We start from the raw sequence: 23,957 nt of genomic DNA on the forward strand, positions 1-23,957 counted from the left end.
AATGTGAGTAACCTCCTTCTTTCATAACAAATGAAGTAATGTAAACGTGAGCAAACCGCCTGCCGCGAGAAAAGGAACTAGCGGTAAGGCGGTCTGTTTGGCGCTTTTAAGTCCGCTACGAAAAGCAATCCCAATGGCGAACAGCAAAACGAGCGTTAACCCAACAATACTTTGCAGGATACCGCCGACAGGTCCCAAGACAAAGCCGCAGGCAGCCATCAGCTTGATGTCACCGCCACCGATCTTTCCGCCTGTGATAACGGCGGCCAGCAAATAAGGCAAGCTGGCGGCAAGCAGGCCGAGGAGAGCCGACACCAGATGAAGTTGGAGCAAGCCTGAACCAACTAATGCGAGCGGCAACCAATTGGGAATCTCACGTGTGCGAATGTCGTGAGAACTCGCGATCATGAGGAACAAGGTAAACAACAAGCCCTTTACCAAGAGGGCGGGCTCTGCGTCCATCATGGCCCGCGCTCCGTCATCGTCCAATTACTCAAACTGCGATAAGGGTAGAACTTCTGCGATTTTGCAAAACGAATCATAAACGTGATCTGGTCCAGTACGGATAAATTGTGCCGGTCCTTGGTCGTCATCATTACGGAGGCGGACACGCCGATCAGAAAGACAACCATCGCCAGCGGGACGCTGCCACCCATCAGCCAAAGGAATAGAGCGATACCTACAGCGGCAAGTGAGCCTACAGCAGATAGACCAAGCTGACGCTGACCAAAGCCGGGGAACCACTCCGCTTCAGGCTTGACACCAAGGGGAATGTACAAGGACTGTTCTTCCAACAACATTGTCTTCTCCTCCTTTACAAGTTGTGTTGTTTTTTAATATGGGTTCGCAAGCAGGAGAAATGAAACGAGCAGAGAAGTTGAACCTTTAAGCGAACCATTTATTACGTTGGATGAATGACAGGACATTTTCAGGAGGGATGAAAATGAAAGGCAGAGAATCGGAGACAAGAGCTTTTCAATTACCCGCTGTTGATTTTGAAGATTTGCGTTATTTATTGGAAGAGCTAACTTTAGATAAGGTGGAGGTTCAAAATCCTTATGGAGGACGAGCATTAGGGAAAGTCGAAGTCGACTCGGCTGAAGGGAAAGTCAGTATGGTTTTACGCTCGGAGCTTTATTGCCATGTAGCTTCGATTTATCAAAGTCTGATCATTGACAGAATTGCTTTGGCACCAGAGCGAATGGGGATTGGAACAAGAGTGGTCGAATGGTTAAACGACTATGCACAGCGTAAAGGTTTTGATCGAATTTGTATCAGAAATGCTCATACGGATGCTAGCGTTGGACTGGCGCATAAACTAGGTTTTATAAACGTTCCCGTTGATGTTCATCTTCGAGAGATGTTCAGTAAAGAGGAGTCATCCGATTTCCATCTGCTAATTTCAAGGTGTTAGGCCTGAGAATCTGGGGTTGGCAAGCGCATTGGGCCATTTAATGCCGCAGGCGAGGTCGTGGATACAGGTCTCGCTTTCCCTTGCAAAGGGGAGAGAGAAAACTCTTCAGTTACTGATAGTAATACTGGATAATGTCTTTTACTTGCCAGATGCTTTCTGCGAGTATATAAAACAACACGACATTGCGGGCACGCTTTTTGTACTTGGTCGCTTCTTCGTCGGCTCCTGACAGGCGTACCATGCAATAGATGAAGCGAAAGATGCAGCCCAGGCGAATAAGCACGATGACCGCCTGAGCTAGTTCCTCTAGCGTTACCATTTTCCTCACCCGGCCTTTATGAGCTTTCGGGCCATACCAACCAGCTTCACGCTATGGTAGACGTTGTTCACGACACCGCCGCCTCCGCCAGTCGTAATCAAGAAGTCAGATAAAAAGCGAGGTGTCCGAATCGCTAGCACCATACAGGCCATGCCCCAAAAGATGTGGTCTTGCAGCATCAGGCCAACGCCCAGTTTAGCAAGCGCAATTTGAATGACAACCGCCAGCATCGATTGCATAAACTTCTGCGCATAAGCACGAAAGATGCCCCGGTCATTATCCAGCAATCCTGCGCAGGCTAACGGGATACCTACCCGCAAAATAAACATCTCCAGTCCGCGCATGAGGAATTGGAAATAAAGAATAAAGAAACAGACAACAAAGATGAGACCGAAAATGGCGGTCACCAGTCCCATGGAACTGATACTGTCCACCCAGAACTGCCAGTTATAGTCGGTGGACTGGCCAATGACAGCCAACAATCGGTCTGTTAAGTCCTCTACGATCTGACCGAGCCAGGTGTAGATGGTCGGGAAGCAAATGGCAACTGCCATGGCCCGAAAAAAGTTGGTAAGCAATAATAGCGGCTCCTCATCCGGATCGCCGTCTGTCCAGAGGACATAAATTTCAAATCCCTTTTTCAAAAACTTCAAGATCATGAGCGCGACTCCAAAACCGAACAGGATGTCATACAAACTTTCGGCAAGATCCACGCCGGTGGAAAGCGTCATGTAACGCTCTGCATAAAGAGAGATGGGGATGATGTCTTTCAACAACGTATCCATGTAGATGAGCGCGCCATTTAGAATGGCGACAATGAGCAACAATAAAATTTTGTCCACTGATTCCTCCTTTCCGGGAAGCGGTGCGGACACCGCTTCCGCTCAAGGCAGGTTTACCCCCTGTAGTTGAACATTTCTTGGATTCGCTGCCTCAGTGTCGGCAGAATAGTTTCGCCAAACAGCAGGTACAGGCCAGCCAGTACCAGTGCTCCAATGACAACGGCCATAAGGATTTTGACCGCCGTATCCACAAAGCCTTCCCCGCGGCGATTGCTAATCGCCTGCTTCACGTTCATTACCGCACGAAAGTATTTTTTTTGCAGCCATTGTTTCATGATAAGATAGCCTCCTGATTTTTTAGGATAGAAAAAACAGCCTGCCGATGCCTCAGCAGGCTTGTCTTACTTGTAGTAACCGATGATGACGTTGAGCAAGGCTGAACCAAGCACCGCCCCGATACAAGAAACAACCGCTACAATAATGCGGTTGTTCCACTTTTTGGTGTCCATTTCATCGGCGGCGGAACGGCGAATAAAGAAATAAATAATGAGCAGACCGGTAACAACGGGGGCCAATATCATCAGCCAAGTGGTGACGTCACCGATCAGTTTTTCCGTCCCTGTCGCCAGCTTGCTATCTTGAATGCTATTTGCGTAAACGGAAGACGCTGAGAAAAGAAAACCTAAGCTACAGCAGGCTGCTGACAAAGAATAACGAATCAAAGCTTTTACTCTTCTGAAGAATAAGGTGGAAATTGGTTTTGCGCGGCTGCCGCACGTTGCTGTTCGGCCAGTTGCCTTGCAATGTCCTTCTGGTAGTACACCCAAATGTTCCACAGCTTCACCTCCTCTCGGGTGTCGGTTCGAATGGGCCTCCGCTTTTCTCGTTCTTCCCGAACTTGGCGATTATGTTCCTTGTCACCCAAGCCCATCATGCGATTGAAAGCCCAGGTGCTTAAATCGGGAGCGAACATCATCGCAGGATGACTGCGGGAGAGGACGAGTTGATAGGGGCGGGAAATGCGGCGCACCTCATCCACGGTCAACAGCTTGCGCTCCAGCAGATTGAGACTATGGGATGTGCTTGGCGTTGTGTACTTCCCGTGGGAGGCGGACAATTGATAGCTGGAAGTGGTGTAGGTTCCGAGCTTCTCACTGACTTCACGCAACGTCTCCAAATCGTCGGCCTGCAAGTAAATCCATGTCTGGCAATTCGATTTAATCGTATTGGCCACATGATCGTCGTATTTTTCCTTAAGCTGCTCGAAACTCTGCACAAACAGGTTGAAGCGCATCCCGCGCCCGCCGCCGACCGTCAATTTGTTTGTAAAGTCGGCAATCGGCGTAAAGTTTCCAAATTCGTCGAGCAGAAAGTTGACGCGCCGTTTAAGCCGTCCGCCGCGATTATCGGCCTCTGCTGTTTGCAGCTCATATAGCTGGGAAATCATCAGAGACGCAACCGGATAAAACGTCGTCTTTTCGTCCGGCAAAATAATAAAAAGCGCCTGTTTCTTCTCGCCAAGATCGGCTAAAGAAAAGTCGCTTTTATGGGTAATCGCATAGATGGATTTGGAAGTAAACAATCTCAGCGTCGTGAGTGCCGAGGTGAAGAAGCTGCCTTTGGTGCGTGAAGGCGCAATGTCGGAAATACTGAGCAGCGCCCGGGCAGGATGCTGCTGCGGCAAGCGCTTGATGTACTCCTGCATCGGCGTTTTGTTTCCGGTTTGCTTGTTCATCTCGGCCAAAAACCAGTACACGTTGGTCATGTTCTGATATTCCGGTCGCTTGATGTTGTCCCAAATCACGCTTAAGATAGAGGCGGCAATGACGGACATCTCGCCGTTTGTCCAAATTTTTTCCCCCTGCGCTTTGCCGACCAGCACATTCGTCATATCCCAGGCCAGCATTTCGGCTTGCTCCTGATCCCCTCTCAGCGTGGCGTCAATCACCGGCTGGAGCAGGTTATAATGATGGCTCTTTTCCGGGTGGCGGAAATCCAGCGCGAGTACCTCATAGCCCAGCTTTTCCAGAAGGGGAGCGCTGTAATGGAATAACTCCGCCTTCGGATCGGAGATGACCAGCGATTCACCGGCCAGCGCCAACAACCCAATGGATTGCAGGACGACAGAGCGAGACTTGCCGCTGCGTGTAGCACCAATGCAGAGGGTATGAACATCATCGCCTACATAAAAGAGTTGTTCCTTCCCACGCTGCTGATCCAGACCCAGTACAATGCCGCCAGCGTTTAGATGTAACGGCGAATCAAGCTTTGGAATTGTCTTCGGATGAAACAGTTTCATCTTCCACAACCTCCTGTTCAGATGATTTTAAGAATTGCAGATCGTCGTAGCCTGTATGAATCAGATGCCGGATAAAGGGATGGCGGAGATCAAGTGAATAGTGGTCAAAGGTGCGGGGCCATTCGTCTTCCCGTAGCCAGCGTGCCGATCCGTGCTGATGCTGTCCGGTAGGGACCGGCGTTTCGATACCGGGAGCAACCTGCCGCAACTTGCTTTGATAAGGCTGGCTGTTCATGACGAAGAAAAGTACGGCCAGCACCAGGACAATGCTTTGCAGACAGACAAACAGGAGAAGATGTGCTCGATGGGTAAGCAGACTGTCGAGACAAGCGGCAAGGGATGGAAGGGCAAGACGGGAAGTCTCCCCGGACAACAGGAAATGATGGGCGGTGCTAATAAAGAGATTGCCTACGCCTCCCAGCACAATGATGAGGCAAGCAAGCCAACTTTTTTGTTTCGTCTTCACAGTTCCAGTTCTCCGCTCGGCTCAAAAAAATCGTCAGGCTCTCTGACCTGAAAAGGAGCGGCTAATTTGTCCGTCTCGTAGGTAACCTGCACATGTCGATGGTTTGGTTCTTCTCCAGTTACGGCCTGATCCAATTGAATTTGCAGAAAAAGCGATTTGGGTGCAGCGCTATCATGGATATGGCCCCATTCTTCGGTATGCAGGTTGTGAATCGCCACGTACACCGGATAATCCTCGCATAACGTATGCGCCAGACTATCGTCACTCACAAGTTGTTCTGCAACAGCGGGGTGGGACGCAGACAATTCATAGATCGGAACAGCACAAGCATCTAGCGGGTAATAGAGGTAATCGTCATGTCCGGCAGCTAACTGGTGGGCAAAGTCAGATAAACACTGCTTGGCTATGATTTGGTTCACGGCCAAATGCCATTTCCCACCGCTTTCCAGCAGATATAGACCGTTATGAAAAAACTGACTATCCGTGACCGTGCCCAAAGGCGTTGTACTCGGAGCAGAAAATTCGCCAAAGTATTCTGGCGCGAAAAACTTACCTTCTTCGGCAAGCTGCTCTGTACTTCCGCAGTATTTCTTAAATTCGGGGTCGGTAATCGCACCTTGCTTCAGTAATTCGTAAGCGGGAATGGCGCTTTTAACGTCATCGTAATAAACATGTTCGCCATGTACTTCTCCGGCTTGCAACGCTTTTTCGCTGAGTACTTCTTTGGCGTAATTGGCATCCAGAGCGATGCCGCTATTTTTCTCGGCAAAAATGCCGTAGACATGCAAGCCGATTTCAAAACAGGTTAGAATGTTGCCCCAGATGGAGCTTTCCGGCCTAGACACGTGGGCGACCTCCTTTACCGTTCTTCGGCAACTTCCAATGCTTCCGGGTTGCCGTCGTAATCATGAATAAATTCTTGATCATAGTCCAGATGAATGTCTCGATCTTTTAACGCAGGCACCAAGTCTTCCAACTTATCGATTAGGATCTGCACCTGTTCAAACTGCTGACCGTTTTGTCATTTGGAGTAATGAGATATTTAACCATTTCATCATGAATGAGCAACAATTCAGCTTCGTTGAATATTTTTCTTTCATCCACCAATCCGCTGCGGCACGCAAAGTTTTCTAGCGCTTCTTCTTTGTTGTAAAAATATTGGCGCTGTACGGGTGCGCCGTTATCCGGCGACAAGCGGTAGGTTGAGAATACGTACTCGAATAGCGGATGATGCTTACAAGCCAGCACGACATCCCCATACTCACTTAATTTATAAACGCCGTTCGCAATTTTAGCGTCTTTTTCTGTATAAGGCTTCTCGGTGCAGATGCCAAGCTGCAACGCCGTTTTCCGTGCCAAGTCCTGAATAGCACCCATCAGCCGGTCGGGTACGGTAACAAAAGGATTTTTTTCAATACTATCCATGCGAGTATAGAAGGCGACGAGCTGATCCTTCATGTACATATCAGCCAAATAATCGGCGGAAGTGGAGCGGCGAACTTCGATACCTTGCTCGGCAAGCGCGGAAAAATAGGCTTTGTAAAACTCACTTTTGCTTTTCATCGGGTTTCCCACCTTTCAGACAGTCTGTAAAGCGGTCATTAGCGTTCTCGATCCGCTTCTGCTTCGGCTTCCAGCAAAAGTTTGTCAATAGGGAGCAGAAGTGCGTCAATCCGGTGCAGCACCCTATCCAGATTCACCCGGTCTTCAGAACTTAATTCCGCGTCTTGAATACCTCGAAAAAGGAGTGCTTCCCGAATAACCGACAATTCATCGAGACGAAAAGACGTAACGTCCTCGGCAAGCCCGCTGCGAAACAGAAAATCTTCCTTGGCTTCAGAGTAGGCATTTTTGTGAAAGTAATGTCCAAGGGACACCGCGCTCTTGTTATAGGTGTATTGCCAATTGACAAAGGTGAACTCTCCCTCACCATCGTAACGGGTTGCCAGAACATACCCGTTGTAATCAAGCAGTTTGCGATATTCGCTGACCGAATCGATACCCATAGCAGGTGCTTCTTGATAAGCACGTTCCATCTCCCATACTTGACTGACCAGAGGGGCAATGCGTTTGGAAGATTCCTGATAGTCCCCGGCTGGATATAACACGAAGCCGTCATCTTGCACATAGGCAAGCGGCTTTTCGTCCCTCGAGATAATCAGCGCTTCATCGGGGTTAGGTTGTTTGACGGATAGCCCTTCTTTTCTCAACTGGTAACGAAGCACTTCCAGCAACCGATCAGTGATTTCCATCGGCTTTCTCCTTTTTTGTCACCTTCGGACGTGGTTTCGAGAAGGGCTGAGACGGTTTCTTTTGTTTTTTTTCGGTTGAAGACGAACGGTTTGGGGGCTGGCGCATGAGTTGTTCAAAGGGACGAAGTTTTCCTTCCGTAAATAACATTGAATGGCTCCTTTCGCTTTGAATAATCCACAGATTTTTTTGCTTATACACATGTTGTCTACAGGTTTTCCACAAAACAAAAGAGAACGAACTATCTTTCCATGCCACGATCTTTGTGCCGTAGTAGCCATTCTTTCTTCGCTTGCTTGGATAGCTCCCCGCCCATTACGCTGATTTTGTCATCAACATCCATTTGGGTACGCATCGCAAGACCCTCCATCATGGTCAGCAGTTCCAACAATAGCTGTTCCGCCAAGGCTTGATGGCGATCTGCTTGCCGAATGGCAATAGCCGATTCCTTCTCCATTTTGATCATGGTGCGTAGTGTGGAAAGGATACGGTTTGCCATCCGCTTTTCGGCCTCCGCTTGGTAGTTGCCGTGTTGTTTCTCCAAACGATCTGGGTCGGACGTATAGAGGCGGGCTAGCTCCAGCTTGGCCTGCACGTAATCGTTGACCAGTTCCGCCAGATAACGATTGTCATGAAGCAGTTCTTGTACCAACTCGTCGAGATACATTTTGGATTCCTGCGGCAGTAATTGATAAGCCAGCCTGCCCGTTGGAGGAAGGTGGCGGCGCAGTTCAAACAGCCGGCTCGCCAAGTGTTTAACGGAAGACGATTCGATGAGATGGTGTTTAGGGAAACGAAGCAGAGAGTCTCCGTCTTCGTGTTCAAAACGACGTTGGGTAGCTCGGAACGCTTTGGGATTCAACTGTTTCAGGTAAGCTTCAAAATCGTCAACAATGCGGTCGGTTACTTTCGTGATGCCGGATTTGGCCTCGTCTCGCAGTGCACAAAATTCTTTGATTTTATAAGCGAAAGTGTCTTTGATTAGCTGCTTGCGAATACGATTTGGGATTTCCGGGTGTGTGAAGTTCTTAATAACGGATTGCGACTTGTCCCAAAACACGACGTGGAGATGCGGATGGTCGCGCTCATTATGGAAGGCAGCGGCCCAGCATAAGTTTTCAATCTTGATCTGGTTTTGGGTGGAGAGGGTGGCGATATGCTGTTCGATATAATGTTGCCAATCGGAGAAATCCGTTAAGCCGAGCTCAAGCGCGGTTTCGGTTTGAAATGAAATGACACTGCGGTACATATTTTTGCCTTCCCGAGAGATTTGTCGGGCGATCCGGGCGACTTCTTGCCAAGAATCAAAGGCTTTGAGCGCCCCGGGCTTCATTTTTCCAAACAACCCGTGGCTCTTGTTTGGATGTTTAACCGCACCGGGACGGGTGGCGATATAACCAATGTGCACATAGTTGCTGACAGCCGTTTTCGGATGATTCGGATGAAAAAAGCGCTGCTTATAAATCAGCGCCGACATCGGTATGGCCTCCCCGCAGTCGTTCCAGATTTTGATCGAAGGCATCGCCGGAAAGGAACAGCTTTTCGGCATCGTTCAGTTTCATCTTGGTGTACTCGACAGCCAATTGACGAGCTTTCCGTTCGATTTCTCGAAAGGTGGTGTAACGGTGCGCATCGATGAGGTCGGCAATAATCGCAATCGTGGAATAGTACGCCGCAGCGGACATGATGAGGTCTTTGCTGGCAAGCCCGGCTAGTCGGTTGCTGAGGCCATTAATGGCAATGCCAATCTCTTGACGGATGATCGCAGTAATGAAGTCAATCTCTTGGGTATAGGCTTCGATGGACATTCCCTTTTGAATAAAGGCACGTACCACATCCGCCATACTGAGATGTTTGGAAGCGGCGTACTTCTTGAGCGAGTCATACTGGGATTTGGGTAGCTTGACGGTGATCTGCTCCGTTTTTTCTCTTCTGACCAATGGTATCTCCTTTCGCTATACAGTTTAATAGCGACATTCGATTGTCGGGGGGAACTACTAAAAAATGTCGGTGAAAGCTCTGCTTTCACGCTGTTTTCTCGCAAAATGACATTTTGCTATTCCTGCCTTTAAACCACTCCCAAGAGTCCCCAAAGGTGGGCCTCTTGGAGAGTAGGGAACCTTGAAAGATATCTGATGAGAAAAAAGGCTATTTTTCATCTTCATAATCATCTCCTTGTTTGTAAATTGTAAAATGAGCGCGATTCTTGGTAGTTGCCAATCAAAAACTGCGGCGTTAATAATCAGTTTTAATACGTCCTGGACAATTTTCCATATATAAAACAGCTCTACAGAACTATATTGATGAAGGGTTTTCCAGTTTTCTGTCGAAATTTATAAGGTGTGAGAACGAAAGAGTTTTTACAAACTGTTGGGTTATCCAAGGAAAAAACTTCTTTGCGGTTTCAAGGAGGTGGCTGACGTCATGTCAATCATAAATGAGCACCCATCTGAAAATCATCCATTTGCCGAATCGCTTTTATCTAATGATGAAAACTCTATAAATGGTGTTCCCCATAGATACTTAATAGAAAATGGAAGTAAAGGTGTTCTTCTGGACCATATGACATTGGCACTACAAGATCACCATATTAGTCCCGAGGCTTTAGAGCGCCGTAAAGATTTAATAGAAACCTTACAGATAAAGGACGCTCCAATGATTGTTTCTCCATATCCTCAAAATAAAACAACTCAGAAGGGGAATTTTGCTGAGATTTTTCTGGCAGAGTATTTGTGTTCCACGACTGAAGCAGAGCTCCCTATATATAGGTTGAGATACAATCCCAATGTAGAGCAATCAATGAAGGGCGACGATGTTTTGCTTTTTGATGTGGAGTCTGATCCGGTGCGAATTATTGTTGGGGAGTCAAAATTCAGAGGAGTTCCAAATAAGAAAGCCGTTGTTGACATAGTTGACGGACTTGTACGTTCAAATAAAGCTGGATTACCCATTTCATTAACGTTTGTCTCAGAGCGTTTATTTGAAGCTGGTAATTTCGAATTGGCAAAGAAGGTTCAGAATTGTGCCGTATTATTTCTAACAAATCAACTGCGATTAGACTATGTTGGCTTTCTGATGGGTAATTATACCGCTCGGAAAGTTGTAAATACCCATGCCTCAAGTGAACTCCGTAACTTACTAATGATATCGTTAAATTTTGAATCACCAGACGCGATTGTTCAACAAGCATTTGTACAACTGGAGGGAAGGTAACAAATGAGCATCCCTACAGATTACGCAATATCCCTACTCCGCAATTTAGAACAAAGTAGAATTGAAAACCTCATAACTCAGACCGATGCACGACGAATATTACAGGAAGTCAGGGAAAACCATGAGAATTATCCTAATTTTGATTCGGCACTTACAGAAAAAGCAACCTATATAGCATACACTTTGATTTCTTGTGGTTGTTCATTGATAGAAAATGAGGACACAGAAACTGCTGAGGGGTTAGTAGTGCTGGAAAAAGCGGGAAAGATATTATCGGATGCATTTAAGTTTAATCCTGATGAGATCGAGACGAAGAACTATAATTTACTGATTGCCGGGATGTCTTTATATGCAGCGAAACAGTACTCCCGTGCATTTATTGTCCTACATAACATTGACGTTGATTTTACAATAGGACAAATAATCATTAGTTTCATAAAAAAAGATTTTGAATCCATGCTTCAAATTGCAAGTAATGTTCTATTCAGTCAAGCACCAGAACAATTAGATCTTCGAGATTTTGATGATTGGGTAATATCACATGAAATAGCACGCTGTTTTTATATCGTCATGGACTTCATTTACACAGGAAATCAAGGCAACTTTTCACTCATAAAAGATATTTTAGAAAAGATATTAGTACTTTCTTCCGAAAGCGCTTTGACGCTATACTGGCTAATTATTCGCCTGTTAAGAATTATTTTTTCTACTTTTCAAGCTGCGTCCCTATGGTCTATCTTGCCACCACTTCTTCCAGCAAAATATATCACTGAAAAGTATATCCGCTTACTCAGCGAGTTTAGATCCCCTGTTACAGAAATATGGCCATCTCAGACAGCTGCATTGCCACTTGCTATTGGTGATAATAGTGGTGCTGTTATTAATCTGCGTACAAGCGGTGGAAAAACAAGAATAGCAGAGATAGCGATCCTAAAAACCTTATCTACTCATATACTATCAAAGGTTTTGTATCTTACACCGTTCCGCTCCTTAGCTTTTGAAATTGAACAAAGTTTAAACAGAACATTTGGACCACTAGGCATTACTGTTTCGCAGCTATACGGAGGTTCAACTGCGAATGTTACGGATTTTGAGCTGATCAATGAATCGCAAATCGTAATTGCAACGCCTGAAAAGGCAAAAGCACTTATTCGCTGTGGGTCAGGATTGGAAACAGAAGTAAAGTTAATTGTTGTTGATGAAGGCCACTTGTTAGGGGCAGAAGAAAGACATATTAAAAATGAAATGTTCCTTACGCATATCAAGGAGTTTGCTTCTAGAAATCAAGTTAGAATGCTACTTTTATCTGCTGTATTACCAAACGCAGAAGATCTAGCTCAATGGATCACAAGCGACTCGAATTTAGTAGCAAAGTCAGAATGGAAGCCAGCCTTGGAACGGCTGGGCTTACTTCTGTGGGACGGCAATCGAGTTAGGTTAGAGTGGAAGAGTGAGGGCGAACCATTTAACCCTAATTTTATTCAAAAAGATCCTTTGGGATTCGGACGCAGAAGGAATCCCTTTCCAAATAATAAGAATGAAGCTGTAGCTGCAACAGCAGTTCGATTGGCGCAAAACGGGACAGTTATGATTTATTCCGCAAGAGCGAATTCCATTAATGGGTTGGCTAAGGATGTACTTCTAGCACTAGGAGAGCACCCAGAAGATTATCTATGGGACGAATCTTTATGGAATGTTTTTGAAAGTGTGTGTAACGAAGAACTCGGTAATGATGATATTGTTTTAACAGCAGCGAGAAAAGGGGTTATTTGTCATAATAATCGACTGCCTACACTTGTTCGTATTGCTATTGAAAGGCTCATGCGTTCTAAACCTCCAAAATTAATCATTGCCTCTTCAACACTTGGCCAAGGAGTAAATGTTGGTATTTCAACCGTAATTGTTTCAACTCCATATTATAGTGACGAAGCGATCAGCAATAGAGACTTCTGGAATATTTGTGGAAGAGCAGGACGTGCTTTTTCCGATGTTGAAGGAAAAATACTCTATGCAATTGATACAAGTACAAATAGAAAAAGATCTCAATGGCATGTTAATAAAGATAGAGAGCTTGCCCAGAATTATTTTGACAATCGACAAATGGAAAAAGTACGTAGTGGTTTGCTTGCTGCGCTAATGACAATATGCAGAATCGCAAAGCGTACTGGTACAGATTTCACAATGCTAGTTGAAACAATAGCGAATGATTTTATAGAAGGAAATATTGATGATCATTCCTCAGAGCGGTTAAACTCTATCTTTGATTATATAGATGATGGGCTTCTTGGAATGCATGAAGATTTTAGTACAGATGATGTGGATATAAACTGGATTGATGATGTCTTTAGAAATTCATTAGCACTAATTCAAGCAAAGAGTGAGAATGAAGAACTATACCTGGCTCTTTTAAAAGCACGTACTACTGCTTTGTTGCGCAGAATACCAAGCAAGACGGATAGAAAAAAGTTAGTTTCTTCGAGCGTTCCACTGTCAGTGTCTAAATCGATGTTAGAGGATGTTGATTTTTTTAGGAATCTGGCCTTGAAATATATTCAATCTTCTGAGGGTGAACATGACGACATTCAAATGATAGAAAATATTGTTCGTGAACTAGAAATTTGGAGCAATCAAAAAGCACATATTTTAATGAACTTTGTACCGAAGCAAACGGTTTTAGAGAATATACGTCGTCCTTGGATAAGTGGGGATGCACTCGCTTCAATAATGACGATTGAACAAGTTGCGGGTGAAATATCAAAGGACTACTACGGCTTTACGTTGCCATGGATCATACATGCAATTTCTCAACTATTTGATCATGAAATAGAAGAGAATGTAGTTCAACTATACACTTCACTTGCCATGTTTGTTGAATTGGGACTTCCTAACAACGAAGCTGTGAATATATATATGGCGGGTGTGCGTTCGAGAAGCGCGGCTTTAGAGTTGTCCGCTTTTAATGCTTTCAAAAACAAAAGTATTTCCGATATCAGGCAAGCACTTTTGGAATTTTCAATGGAGGAGCATGATGTTTCAGACAATTCGAGGGCATGGATAGAACTATTTAAAGAATCTTCAAAATCACAAATGCGAAAAAGGGTTAGCTTCCCTAATTTCACGTGGGCGAGGGATGATCTTCCTGATAAATTATATCTTCGAATTGTGAATGGTGAATATATCCTGACTTCAGGAGACGGTTATTTTTTCGAGAAAGTTGAATCTTCAGACGAACTACCTTTTTCAAATATCGCTAATTTTACTGGACTACACTTTGTATATGAAAATGATGCATGGCAATTACGCTCATACAATCCGCGAGTATCAGTAAATAAATCAGACATTGACTTTTCATAAGCGTTGCAAGAAAGGCGTGACATTAAACAATTGAATCGTATAAGTGAGATAACAAAACGTGACGTGTTGGACTTGTTTAGAAGTGGTCTTGATATGACTGTTCTTTGGGAAACTGAGAGGGTGCGATATAATTATTTTGGACGTTTAGAGGAAATCGAATTTCTTAAGAGACTATATAATTTAAAGGAAATGCCGGGTTCGAATAAACGCTACCAAAATGCTGAGGAAGATATTTGGCAACATACAGTTAACAATGATGATTATCCTTTTTGCTGGGTGTTCGAAGATGAGCGTTTCCAATTAAAAGACGGAAATGATGAGTCGTACTTGAGGTTTATTTGTGAAATATTTCATCCTGCAGTAAGAGATGAAAAAGGTTATTGGAAGGAATTCCTTGGTGAGCTGAATAAGCTGCTACAAAAAGATGGATATGAAATTTATCCTGCAAAAAAAATATCTCAACGAGATGTTTATAGCTGGAGAATTTATGAATCAGACGAGAATATAAAGTTTGTTCCGTTTTCTGAAAGGAACCGGAAGGTGATTAAGGAGAGACGATTATCACTTACAATTCCTAGGAAGACTAGATATCAAATTTATCAACATTTTGAAAGGTTTAATGAGATTCATCAGATGACGGCTGAAAATGGTTGGAACTACAATAGTTCAACTATTGAAGGAGTAATGAATGATATCCGAGAATTTTATATACCGAAATGCTTTAATGAGCAAGGTCAATATGTGGAAGCTGATAACTTAAAAAGTTTTGTGATTTCAAGTTCCCCCCATTGTGTAATTGATGCGATAGAGTTTTTCGAAAAGTATAACGAGGATACTGGTTTCGAAGCAGGTGTTAATACAATTTTCAAACTGAATGATGTTCCCCTTGAATTGCAAAGTGGGAAGGTTGAAAATACACTTAGCATTCAAATAGAAGATAGTGCGCTAATGTTGATTCAAGAAGCAGGCCTAAAAGAGTTGCTTCAAGAAGCAGCTCGATATTACAATAATGGAAATCTTAAAATTGCTGTTGAAAAACTTTGGGATGCTTTTGAAAGGCTTAAAACGTATTACTCTCCTACTCTGGATAAGAAAAAATCTGTAGGTAGGATCATCGACGATATGAGCAACGACAATGCTCATTTTAAAGAACTTTTTGATAAGGAGTTTTTAGATCTTACGAAAATTGGTAATGATTTTATGATTCGACATCACGAAACAACCAAGATAAATATTGAGGATGAAAGACACCATGAGTATTTTTACAAGAGATGCTTATCGTTAGTATCTGTTGCAATTCAATTTTTAGATTCGAATAGAATAAATAACTAAATGTTTGAAACAAAATCATGAATTCACTATTGTTCATAACCATGATCTGTTTCGTTCATGCGGCACTTAAGAGAGAGTTGGAGAGTAGTTAAATCCTCGTTGAAATCTTTAGATTTAGGCGTTTCAATAAATGTTTCATAGTTAAAGTCCCTGTACTTTCCAGCAAATTTTATGGCAGCTTCTTGCCCCCAATTTGGGGTGTAGTTGCCATCGTTGTAAACATCATTGGCATCATTATCTAAGCAGAATACAATTACGGACATTTGATTGTAATGTAAGAATCGTTCGAGTGCTTGATCAGATAAACAACCCAGTGAAATATAATGTGCAACTCTCCAATCTCTCCCTTGAAAAACTTCGATGGTCGCTCGACTCATTGCATCAATAGGGCTTTCACATACATAAACACGAGTGCTGTTTTGGTAACCGACAATATGAAAAGGATAGCTTTTATCTGAGAATTTTTGATCTTGTTTGAAGGAGCTATTTAGATTTGTCCCTCTCATAGAACAGTACTTGGCATTTCCATCTTGATCATAGCCGATAAAAACACAACTTCCGGTTTTGTCTTGCTGATATAGTTTCTTCTCATGCATAAGGTGTGAGATGATTTCGGGGTCAATGCCACGGGCGTGAATAAGATACCAAGCCACACGTCGGTAATTTGGCGCTTTCGCTGGCAGAATAAGCTCTCCTCGTTCTTGTGGAACGGTTAAGGGAGTACGCAGTGGAATCGAAGTTTCTAATAAATAGGCCACGGCTTCTTTAAAGTCCATCCCCATGAATTGCATGACGAAATCGATGGGGCCTCCGCTTGTGTCGGTTGAGAAGTGATGGTACTTATTGCGGTCTCGAAAAAAATAAAGCCCACCGGATTGTTTGGCATGAAGTGCGCGTCGGCCTCCGCTTTTAAGTGTGTAACCATGGGATTTAGCAAACTCGATTAAATCAATGTGATTAGCTTTAGCAATTTGATCTTTGCTAAAAGGTAAGTTTTTCGCCACTTGAACGCCTCCGTTTCGTTGTGATGCTTTAGGACAAACTATATAATGAAGGAAAGAACAGATTGAACGTTTAGCGTGATTATGATAAAATTGTGATATAATGGCGTGAAGGGGTGAAAACATGCCGCAAATAAGACCTGTCTCGGATTTAAGGAACAACTTTGCTGACATTTCCAAAGTGGTGCATGAAACGGCCGAACCCGTATTTCTGACGAAGAATGGATATGGCGATATGGTTGTCATGAGCATCGAAGCGTATGAAAAGATGCAGTTGGATGTGACGGTGTATGAGAAGTTGAAGCAAGCAGCGGTGGAAGCCCAGACGACGGATGTTCGCCATGATTTTGATGAAGTAGCCTCTGAAATGAGGAGTAAACTCCTTGAAAAGCTATAAAATCAAGCTGCTTCCCACTGCTCGAATCGATCTGGGCGATATGATTGATTACCTGTCTGAATATAGTCCAGAAACAGCTTTAAAGTACTATGACAAGGTCATTGATAAAATCAATACGTTGAAGGAATTTCCCTTCATGTGTGAAGAATATCCGATTGAAGTCATGGGCTTTCGCTATAGGCGGATGGTGATTGATCAGTACCTGGTCTTTTACATTGTGAAGGCTCAAGTTGTGGAAATCCACCGAATTCTGTATGCGAAGATGGATGTAACCAAGCAGTTTAAATAAACGATTTGAGTTAATAAAATCGCATAAATATAGCTAGAGGCAGGCTTGCTAATCCTTATAGAAGCCTGTTTTTTGATGGTTTCAGTAAGATAGACAGAGGCAAGTCTGAGAAATTGATTAATGTTCCAGTCCTGCCTCTAGCTTATGGTTTTGCTCTGATTGTTCCTCTGATCCCTCGTTCAAAAGTGTTTCCTGATCCTGAAGTTCCTTAAATTCCAACGTGGAATTGATTTCAGACTGCCTGGCTACGAGCTGTTGCAGTTTCTGATCCTCTTCAAAAGGTTTACCGACCTCTTTCTGGGCAGTTGCAAGTTGTTGTAAAGTATTTTCTCGCTTTTGTTCGATGTCGCGGAGCAACGCTGGAAATTTGGAAATGAGGTTCTCTAGCCGCGATATATTTCCCAGTGCTGATTCCCCAAGTTCGACGGAATGAGTTTCTGCCCCATGGATTTGAAGATGAACGGATTCAAAAGCGGAACGAGATAAGAATAGCGGAAACCCGCAATACTGACCCATTTGGCTTGCGGGTTGACTGGCGTCAGTCATGTTTGCTAATAAAAGCAGAATTTCTCCGGCTTCGGGACGTTCTTCATAAGTCTTTCCATCGATTTGAATCGAAAAGGACGTCTGGCGGTTTTGTTCTGCTGTCTGCATATCCGCTAGAATCTTTTTTTGTTTTTCGTCACAGATCGCAATCATGGCCGGATAGCTTTTTTGAATGTTGTTTTCGAGTACCGTCTGCTCGTTTTGCCAGTTGGCTTTCAAAAGTTTTAAGCGGGCGACTTCGTTATCGATATGCATTTTTTCGGCCAGCAGCGGGTTATCGGTAGCCACAGCCTTGACTTCGGCTGCTGTTAGTACGGTTTCGTCTGCATCCTCACAGGAACGAGAAATACTCTTGCCGGTCATGACTTGGGAGATATAGCGAAGCTTCTGCTCCTGAATTTGCCACAGGTAAGCGTCAAAGGTTCCTTTCGTTACATAACGAAAGATTTGAACCGTTTCATTCCGGTTTCCTTGCCGCAAAATACGTCCATCCCGCTGGGTAATATCAGCCGGACGCCAAGGGCAATCCAGATGGTGAGCCGCAATCAACCGATCCTGCACATTGGTTCCCGTTCCCATTTTTACGGTGGAGCCCATCAGAATACGAACGCTGCCGCGGCGTACGTTTTCAAATAACTGTTCTCTTTGTACGTCTGTTTTTGCATCGTGAATAAAGGCAATTTCCTCTTCCGGTATGCCTTGGATCGTCAATTGTTCTTTTATTTCATCATATACATTGAATTGCCCAGGCTTTGGCGTGCCGCTGTCACAAAAGATGACTTGGGTAAGCCGGTTTTCCTGTGTGTGTTGCCAAATGTCAAGGACGTTGCCAATACAACGATTGAGTTTGGAATGCGGATCGGTTGGAGCCTCTTCTTCGAGCAATCTCGGATCAATGGCCATCAGTTTGGCTTCATGGGTGAGTTTTAACATATTGTCTTCGGAAGCATCGACTTCATGATTACGAATTTTCTCAGCACGAACCACAAAGTCATCCATAATTTGCTGCTGATATGGCGAGCATTCACTGACGACGATCGTTGCTTTCTCATCCTTTAGCTTTGGCGTGGGAAGGTTCAGCATATCAGCAGTTTGAATGTCCGCAATCAGTCGAAACAAGCTCATCAATTCAGGCAGATTATGAAACTTGGCGAAGCGGGATTTCATTCGGTAGCCGCTGCCTTCCGGTGTCATTTCCAGAGAGGTCACAACTTCACCGAACGTTGCGGCCCAGTTGTCGAAGAAATTAAGACCGAGTTTGTGCAATAGATGTGGTTGAAGGTAGCGTTGCATCACATACATTTCAGACATACTGTTGCTGATCGGGGTACCTGTCGCGAACACAATACCTCTGCCGTTGTTCATTTCCTGCAGGTATTGGCATTTAAGCATCATGTCTGTCGCTCTCTGGCTACTCGATTTGCCGATTCCGGCCACATTGCGCATTTTTGTGTATGTGAAGCAGTTCTTATAAGCGTGAGCTTCATCGACAAACAGCATATCAACTCCGAGTTGCTCGAAGGTAAGCAAGTCATCCTTTTTCCCTTCGTTCGCCAAACGTTCAAGACGAGACTTTAGATTTTTTTCAAATACGACCATTTGCTTAACGCTCCAATCATCTCCTTTTTCCTTTTTTATCTGGTCAATCATGTGAGCGACATTACGGATCTCATCCTCCAGCAGTCGCTCTTGCCGTTCGCGGGAAATGGGGATTTTCTCAAATTGGCTGTGCCCGATAATAATGGCATCATAATTCCCCATTGCGATACGAGATACAAAGCGTTGACGGTTAGCTGGGGTGAAATCTTTTTTGGTCGTAACGAGAATATTGGCTCCAGGATAAAAACGCAAAAACTCATTGGCCCATTGCTCGGTCAGGTGGTTGGGAACACAGTACATCGGCTTTTGAGTTGCGCCGATTTGTTTCAATGTCATGCCAGCCGCGATCATGGCGGCGGTTTTCCCAGCCCCAACTTCATGAGCCATCAGTGCCGTTCCTGAATAGAGGATACGAGCAGTGACATCTTTTTGATGTTTTCGCAGTTCCATTTCTCCACTCATCCCGGGGAATACCAAATGCTCGCCGTCATAGTGGCGAGGGCGAATCGTATTAAATTTATCATTGTAAATCGTTAGCAAGGTGTCCGCCCGTTCTTTATCCCGAAACAGCCAGGAGGCGAAGGCTTCTCGCATTTGTTGCTGCTTAGCACGAGCGATCATCGTTTCTTTGGCATTGATGACATACTTGACTTGTTCTTTGCCACTGGCGTCCATATAGCTTACCGGATCTCGTACCGTTACGCTTTGCAGATTCAAACTATTTTCAAAGATTTCGTATGCATTAACACGAGGCGTACCATAGGTTTGATTGACATTGACGGAGCCCCGTTCCAGCGATTTTCCGGTCACGCGCCAAGTATTCGTATATTCCAGATAATTAACATCGACGGTTTGACTGTTTTGCAGCACTTTGGATGTTCCGAAAGTTTCATACATAAATGCTTGGTAATACCGAATCGGAATCCACGGGCTGCCAATACGAAAGTCAATGTCACCAGGCAACAATGGAGCAGGCTGAACACGAGTCAGCGCTTCTATGTTTCGAGTAAAAAGATCAGGATGTTCTTGGGCTTTAAGCGTGGCATAGGCCAATTTGTCTTTGACTGGACCGGACAAATATTCTTCATCGAGTTCCCATCCCTCATCGATATCTCCTGTGTACTTTTGCGGGTTTAGATAAATACGTTCACCCAATTCTTCACGAACTTCATCTGTTGTTTTGTTGCACAGGTGAGCGATATAAGGCAAGTCAATACGTAGTCGTTGATTAAGACAAATTTGCATGGCTTCCAGAGCAGATTCCGTTCGATCAGGAAGTCGATTCGATCGGATTGTCGGGCGAGAGAAAATAGCTGCTTTTACCCATGTTTTTTGTGGTGTGAAATCTTCGATGGAACGTAGAAGGGGAAGTTGGTCGTCATCGGAAAAAGCACTTGTATTGGCTCGCTCGTTAATGGCGCCATAGGACCGGACAAATTGGTCATAAACCTGATTGAGCCGACTTTGGGCTGTTGCAAGCTCTGTATCTCCGTATCCTTCTTCTTGTGATTGAATGTCAATGACGTCCAGCAGTGCCATCTTGATTTCACACAAACCCTTAATTCGTTCGGCTTTTTTTCCTTGAATATCTTGAAGGAGTAATTCACCGTTTTCGCAGTAGTAAATTTGAGAACCTTCTAATATATAGGTGAAGTTCTTAGCATCGATTGGCGCTTCGCGGCGTGCGGGTTCGACGGTATCGATTAACTCCGTTGATAAGGATGACGGTAAGGTAGCTTGCAAAGAATGCAGGGCCTGCTCTAAGGCAGGGATCAAATCCTGATCTTCTAGCGGCACGCAAGCGGTGGTTTGTTCCGGTCCATACATCCCTTGATCCCAAATCATTCGACCAAGCACCTTCTCAGGGTGAGACAAGTAGTATCGGTTTAGCGGCACATGATCCGATGTTTGTCCTACATCTACCCATTCCGGCCATTCTTCATTAGTGAAGCGAATCGGCATCGCTCGTTTTTGCAGAAAGACGATGTCGGTCGTTACCGTAGCACCGGCAAGTGATTGAAACGTGGTGTTCGGCAGACGTATAGCGCCGATGAGCTCAGACTGCTGTGCCAGCAATTTTCGTACACTGGAATCTTGCTTGTCCAGCGTGCCTTTACTGACGATGTAGGCTAATATACCACCCGGCTTCAGCAAGTCGAGTGACTTGATAAAAAAGTAATCATGAATGAGATAATTGCTGGTGTACTGCTTGTCAAACACACGAACATTATGAAATGGAATGTTGCTGAACATCGCATCGAAGCGAGTGTTCTTCCAATCCACCGTTTCGAATCCTTGCTGTCGAACGTTGGCATTGGGGTAAAGTTGGCGGGCGAGTCGTCCGGTGAGGGAATCCAGTTCAACACCATGCAGCTCTGCTTTTTCCCATTCAGGCGGCAAGACAGAAAGGAAATTCCCTGTCCCCATGGAGGGATCCAACAATTTGCGTCCGGTACCATCCGTTAATCCGAAACGCTTTAAGGTATCGTGGATGAGGCGGATAATCGCTTGTTCGGTATAGAACGCAGTAATGGTTGAACTACGCGCCGCGGCATATTCATCCTCATCCAGTAATTGCTTTAACTCCGTGTATTCCTGTTCCCAGCCGGATGCGGTTGGATGGAACACATTGGCCAAGCCACCCCAGCCGACATAACCAGCCAAGATCTGTTGTTCCTCCGGCGAAGCTTGACGCTGTTCGGTCTCCAACTGTTTGAGCAACTGGATGGCTTCCACATTGTGCTTGTACTTACTTTTCGGACCGGAGACGTAAGGCGGGCGGGAGGGATCAAAGCGATAGTTGCTTGCAGTAGAAACCGATATGACGGGAGCAGCAACAGTCGAAACCGAATCAGCACTTGGTAATGAATGGTCTGAAACGGGTGATGATGCGGGTTCCCATTTGTTTTGAACGTGATCGGATGATGAAAGCTGTTCGGTATGCTGATTCAATGGATCGCTTTGCTCCACTTGTTCGGCATAACTGAACAGCGTCCACTCCGGTTCTTCTGGTGGAAAAGGGGGAAACCTTTCGCTGTATCGTCCTTCCCGCACCAAGGTGAGCAAGATGGAGGCCACTCTGTTCCAGGTCAGCGTCACTTCATGCTCGCCGTTTGCATCTGTCCACAACAGTTCGATGCCTTTGCCGCTTGTCATGTAACCCTGTAGCCCCTCGCCCAGTCCGCCTCTGGCTCCGCCTATACCGTATACATTTTTTAGCACAGGTACAAGATCGGCAGGTTTTGCCGGATGATGCTCGGTAACGAATTGATAGATACGGGATTTAATTGTTGCTTCACCTTGATTTCGTTGCAGCAAAATTTCCAGCATTTCTTCAGCAGAGCGGCTTTCGGGAAGGTCAGCATCCGTCGAAAAAAAAGAACCGCTCTCCAGCGGCTCCTGGGACGGTTCAATTGAATCTATCTCGGTTTGAACACGATATCGTTCAAGATCAGTTCTTCTGCTGTTTCCTTGATCTGATTCAAATGACGTGTCCTCTCTAGCGTATCGTCGGTCTGTGGCATTGGATGGAGCCTGAGAAGCTGTTCCGTCAGGGCTTCCATCTTGCTCAGGGCTTCCTGTTCGATTTCGCTCATTTTCTTCATCAGGTCGCCCTGCATGTGCAGTGTCAGAAATAGGTGTGGGTAATGATTGCGGAGATGATTCAGCGCCATCCGTCCGTACTTGCCCAAAGGTGGTTGGGGCGGTGTTGAGGGATTCGAAATTCTCAAGTTGGGATGCGATATGCCATCGGTTTCGCTGTAGGTAAGCTTTACTTCGCGGGTCATGTGTATTGCTCCTTTCGTTTTCGATGATTTTGACATGTCGGGCGATATTCTGCAAAATTTCTCTGGCAATAGTGTTCATGTAGAAACCAAGCCGGGATATGAGTGGAATTGTATTAAAGTGGCTGATGGTCGAAAAATCAGGTTCCAGATCTTCGGGCTGATTACAGCGACGAAGCACGATGGAAATGATACTGACAATGAGTAGCTCATGCAATTGTTCTTCAACACCGCTTAATGGAAGTGTACCGAGAAAGTGATGTTGCGTGTCTCGCTCAAAACCTTCAAGCATCATGTCCATGTAAGAAGAAATGGCAATATGGGCTTGGTCATAGATACAGGAGTAAAAATCATTGACATCGTTAGGGTAGAGCTGGTCAACAAGTTGCTCAATTGGAATGTTGTCCAGATTCCAGATGACAGGAAGTGGCTTACCGTAGGTTTGCGTAGTATCGAACAGATGTTGTACGTGAACATCTCCATCTTGGAAATTGCAAACAGCAATGCTTTTTTCACCTTTTCGTACATATCGCCCTAACTGGTTCCAAAGTGGCAGAGGGGCGAGCATCGTTGCATCTGGACGCTGGAGATAAATGAGCAGGGTATTGTCGAATGAGTACTTATAGATTTGAGCGGAAAAGGCGAGGAAGTCTGACCACGCCTGACTGCTAGCGGTGACTTGAGACACAGCAGCTTGATAAAGATTCTGTAAATGCTCGGTTCGTCGCATGTTGTCCTCCTTTCTTTGAAGGGAAAGGGGTAGTTTGAACGACTGATGTGGATAGTTCTTAAACACTGTTATTTATCAAGGTTATGAAAGGTTTTTAACGAATAATGTGGAATATACATATTTAAGCAGAGTGTGCTGTCGAAATAACAACTATTAGTGACTCTACTTACAATCTGAATGT

General features: G+C 44.8%; 22 protein-coding genes. 6 read left to right on the forward strand and 16 right to left on the reverse strand.

The features are described from left to right. Positions 1–21: 21 nt before the first annotated feature. Both XYCOK13_RS05805 and XYCOK13_RS05810 read right to left on the reverse strand, forming a co-directional pair. Positions 22–465, reverse strand: coding sequence for a prepilin peptidase (locus tag XYCOK13_RS05805; protein ID WP_213410939.1), 444 nt, complete (start codon positions 463–465; stop codon positions 22–24). After that, the gene (locus XYCOK13_RS05810; RefSeq protein ID WP_213410940.1) at positions 462–800 is read right to left on the reverse strand and encodes a hypothetical protein; all 339 of its coding nucleotides are present in this window, start codon (positions 798–800) and stop codon (positions 462–464) included. Before XYCOK13_RS05810 ends, XYCOK13_RS05805 begins: the two co-directional genes overlap by 4 nt. Before the next feature lie 143 nt (positions 801–943). Here XYCOK13_RS05810 and XYCOK13_RS05815 point away from each other — a divergent pair, with 143 nt between their 5' ends. Next, a complete protein-coding gene (locus tag XYCOK13_RS05815; RefSeq protein WP_213410941.1) occupies positions 944–1,414 on the forward strand; it encodes a GNAT family N-acetyltransferase in 471 nt (156 codons plus the stop codon). A 109-nt stretch (positions 1,415–1,523) separates the two neighbouring features. On the opposite strand, the gene XYCOK13_RS05820 is transcribed toward XYCOK13_RS05815, so the two are convergent. The 12 genes from XYCOK13_RS05820 to XYCOK13_RS05875 all read right to left on the reverse strand — a co-directional run bounded on the left by XYCOK13_RS05820 (position 1,524) and on the right by XYCOK13_RS05875 (position 9,470). Next, positions 1,524–1,733, reverse strand: a complete 210-nt coding sequence (locus tag XYCOK13_RS05820; protein ID WP_213410942.1) for a mercury transporter — start codon at positions 1,731–1,733, stop codon at positions 1,524–1,526. Between the two features lie 5 nt (positions 1,734–1,738). After that, positions 1,739–2,575: a conjugal transfer protein TrbL family protein gene (locus XYCOK13_RS05825; RefSeq protein WP_213410943.1), complete on the reverse strand. Its 837-nt coding sequence runs from the start codon at positions 2,573–2,575 to the stop codon at positions 1,739–1,741. A gap of 53 nt (positions 2,576–2,628) precedes the next feature. Then, on the reverse strand, positions 2,629–2,850 hold the full coding sequence (locus XYCOK13_RS05830) for a DUF6133 family protein (protein ID WP_213410944.1): 222 nt from the start codon (positions 2,848–2,850) through the stop codon (positions 2,629–2,631). A 66-nt stretch (positions 2,851–2,916) separates the two neighbouring features. Next, a complete protein-coding gene (locus tag XYCOK13_RS05835; protein ID WP_213410945.1) occupies positions 2,917–3,237 on the reverse strand; it encodes an Mbov_0395 family pilin-like conjugal transfer protein in 321 nt (106 codons plus the stop codon). A gap of 5 nt (positions 3,238–3,242) precedes the next feature. Further along, positions 3,243–4,814 (reverse strand): VirD4-like conjugal transfer protein, CD1115 family, encoded by a 1,572-nt coding sequence (locus XYCOK13_RS05840; RefSeq protein WP_213410946.1) that lies wholly within the window; start codon positions 4,812–4,814, stop codon positions 3,243–3,245. Then, positions 4,777–5,280, reverse strand: coding sequence for a hypothetical protein (locus tag XYCOK13_RS05845; RefSeq protein WP_213410947.1), 504 nt, complete (start codon positions 5,278–5,280; stop codon positions 4,777–4,779). The genes XYCOK13_RS05840 and XYCOK13_RS05845 overlap by 38 nt, the downstream gene beginning before the upstream one ends. Next, positions 5,277–6,125 carry a hypothetical protein gene (locus XYCOK13_RS05850; RefSeq protein ID WP_213410948.1) on the reverse strand — a complete coding sequence of 283 codons (849 nt, stop codon included), beginning with the start codon at positions 6,123–6,125 and terminating at the stop codon, positions 5,277–5,279. Before XYCOK13_RS05850 ends, XYCOK13_RS05845 begins: the two co-directional genes overlap by 4 nt. A gap of 14 nt (positions 6,126–6,139) precedes the next feature. Further along, positions 6,140–6,277 (reverse strand): hypothetical protein, encoded by a 138-nt coding sequence (locus tag XYCOK13_RS05855; protein ID WP_213410949.1) that lies wholly within the window; start codon positions 6,275–6,277, stop codon positions 6,140–6,142. Then, the gene (locus XYCOK13_RS05860) at positions 6,265–6,843 is read right to left on the reverse strand and encodes a hypothetical protein (protein ID WP_213410950.1); all 579 of its coding nucleotides are present in this window, start codon (positions 6,841–6,843) and stop codon (positions 6,265–6,267) included. Before XYCOK13_RS05860 ends, XYCOK13_RS05855 begins: the two co-directional genes overlap by 13 nt. A gap of 38 nt (positions 6,844–6,881) precedes the next feature. Then, positions 6,882–7,532, reverse strand: a complete 651-nt coding sequence (locus XYCOK13_RS05865; RefSeq protein WP_213410951.1) for a hypothetical protein — start codon at positions 7,530–7,532, stop codon at positions 6,882–6,884. 239 nt (positions 7,533–7,771) lie between these two features. Continuing rightward, a complete protein-coding gene (gene mobP3 / locus XYCOK13_RS05870) occupies positions 7,772–9,007 on the reverse strand; it encodes a MobP3 family relaxase (RefSeq protein ID WP_213410952.1) in 1,236 nt (411 codons plus the stop codon). Beyond that, a complete protein-coding gene (locus XYCOK13_RS05875) occupies positions 8,988–9,470 on the reverse strand; it encodes a hypothetical protein (protein ID WP_213410953.1) in 483 nt (160 codons plus the stop codon). Before XYCOK13_RS05875 ends, mobP3 begins: the two co-directional genes overlap by 20 nt. Before the next feature lie 484 nt (positions 9,471–9,954). Between XYCOK13_RS05875 and XYCOK13_RS05880 the strand changes: the two genes are divergently transcribed. The 3 genes from XYCOK13_RS05880 to XYCOK13_RS05890 are packed head-to-tail and all read left to right on the forward strand — an operon-like array spanning position 9,955 to position 15,429. Continuing rightward, positions 9,955–10,743 (forward strand): Hachiman antiphage defense system protein HamA, encoded by a 789-nt coding sequence (locus XYCOK13_RS05880; RefSeq protein WP_213410954.1) that lies wholly within the window; start codon positions 9,955–9,957, stop codon positions 10,741–10,743. Positions 10,744–10,746: 3 nt separating this feature from the next. Beyond that, a complete protein-coding gene (locus XYCOK13_RS05885; protein WP_213410955.1) occupies positions 10,747–14,097 on the forward strand; it encodes a DEAD/DEAH box helicase in 3,351 nt (1,116 codons plus the stop codon). A 30-nt stretch (positions 14,098–14,127) separates the two neighbouring features. Beyond that, entirely contained in the window at positions 14,128–15,429 is a 1,302-nt protein-coding gene (locus XYCOK13_RS05890) for an AbiJ-related protein (protein WP_213410956.1), read from the forward strand. A 26-nt stretch (positions 15,430–15,455) separates the two neighbouring features. Here the strand turns inward: XYCOK13_RS05890 and XYCOK13_RS05895 are convergent, their stop codons facing one another. Further along, a complete protein-coding gene (locus tag XYCOK13_RS05895; protein WP_213410957.1) occupies positions 15,456–16,433 on the reverse strand; it encodes a DUF3991 domain-containing protein in 978 nt (325 codons plus the stop codon). A 121-nt stretch (positions 16,434–16,554) separates the two neighbouring features. Here XYCOK13_RS05895 and XYCOK13_RS05900 point away from each other — a divergent pair, with 121 nt between their 5' ends. Both XYCOK13_RS05900 and XYCOK13_RS05905 read left to right on the forward strand, forming a co-directional pair. Beyond that, positions 16,555–16,827: a type II toxin-antitoxin system Phd/YefM family antitoxin gene (locus tag XYCOK13_RS05900; protein ID WP_213410958.1), complete on the forward strand. Its 273-nt coding sequence runs from the start codon at positions 16,555–16,557 to the stop codon at positions 16,825–16,827. Next, positions 16,814–17,116 carry a type II toxin-antitoxin system RelE/ParE family toxin gene (locus tag XYCOK13_RS05905; RefSeq protein WP_213410959.1) on the forward strand — a complete coding sequence of 101 codons (303 nt, stop codon included), beginning with the start codon at positions 16,814–16,816 and terminating at the stop codon, positions 17,114–17,116. Before XYCOK13_RS05900 ends, XYCOK13_RS05905 begins: the two co-directional genes overlap by 14 nt. A 117-nt stretch (positions 17,117–17,233) precedes the next feature. Here the strand turns inward: XYCOK13_RS05905 and XYCOK13_RS22230 are convergent, their stop codons facing one another. Then, positions 17,234–23,776 carry a helicase-like domain-containing protein gene (locus tag XYCOK13_RS22230; protein ID WP_444545985.1) on the reverse strand — a complete coding sequence of 2,181 codons (6,543 nt, stop codon included), beginning with the start codon at positions 23,774–23,776 and terminating at the stop codon, positions 17,234–17,236. Positions 23,777–23,957: the final 181 nt, after the last annotated feature.

The sequence above is a fragment of the Xylanibacillus composti genome (genome assembly GCF_018403685.1).
Taxonomy (GTDB): Bacteria; Bacillota; Bacilli; order Paenibacillales; family K13; genus Xylanibacillus; species Xylanibacillus composti.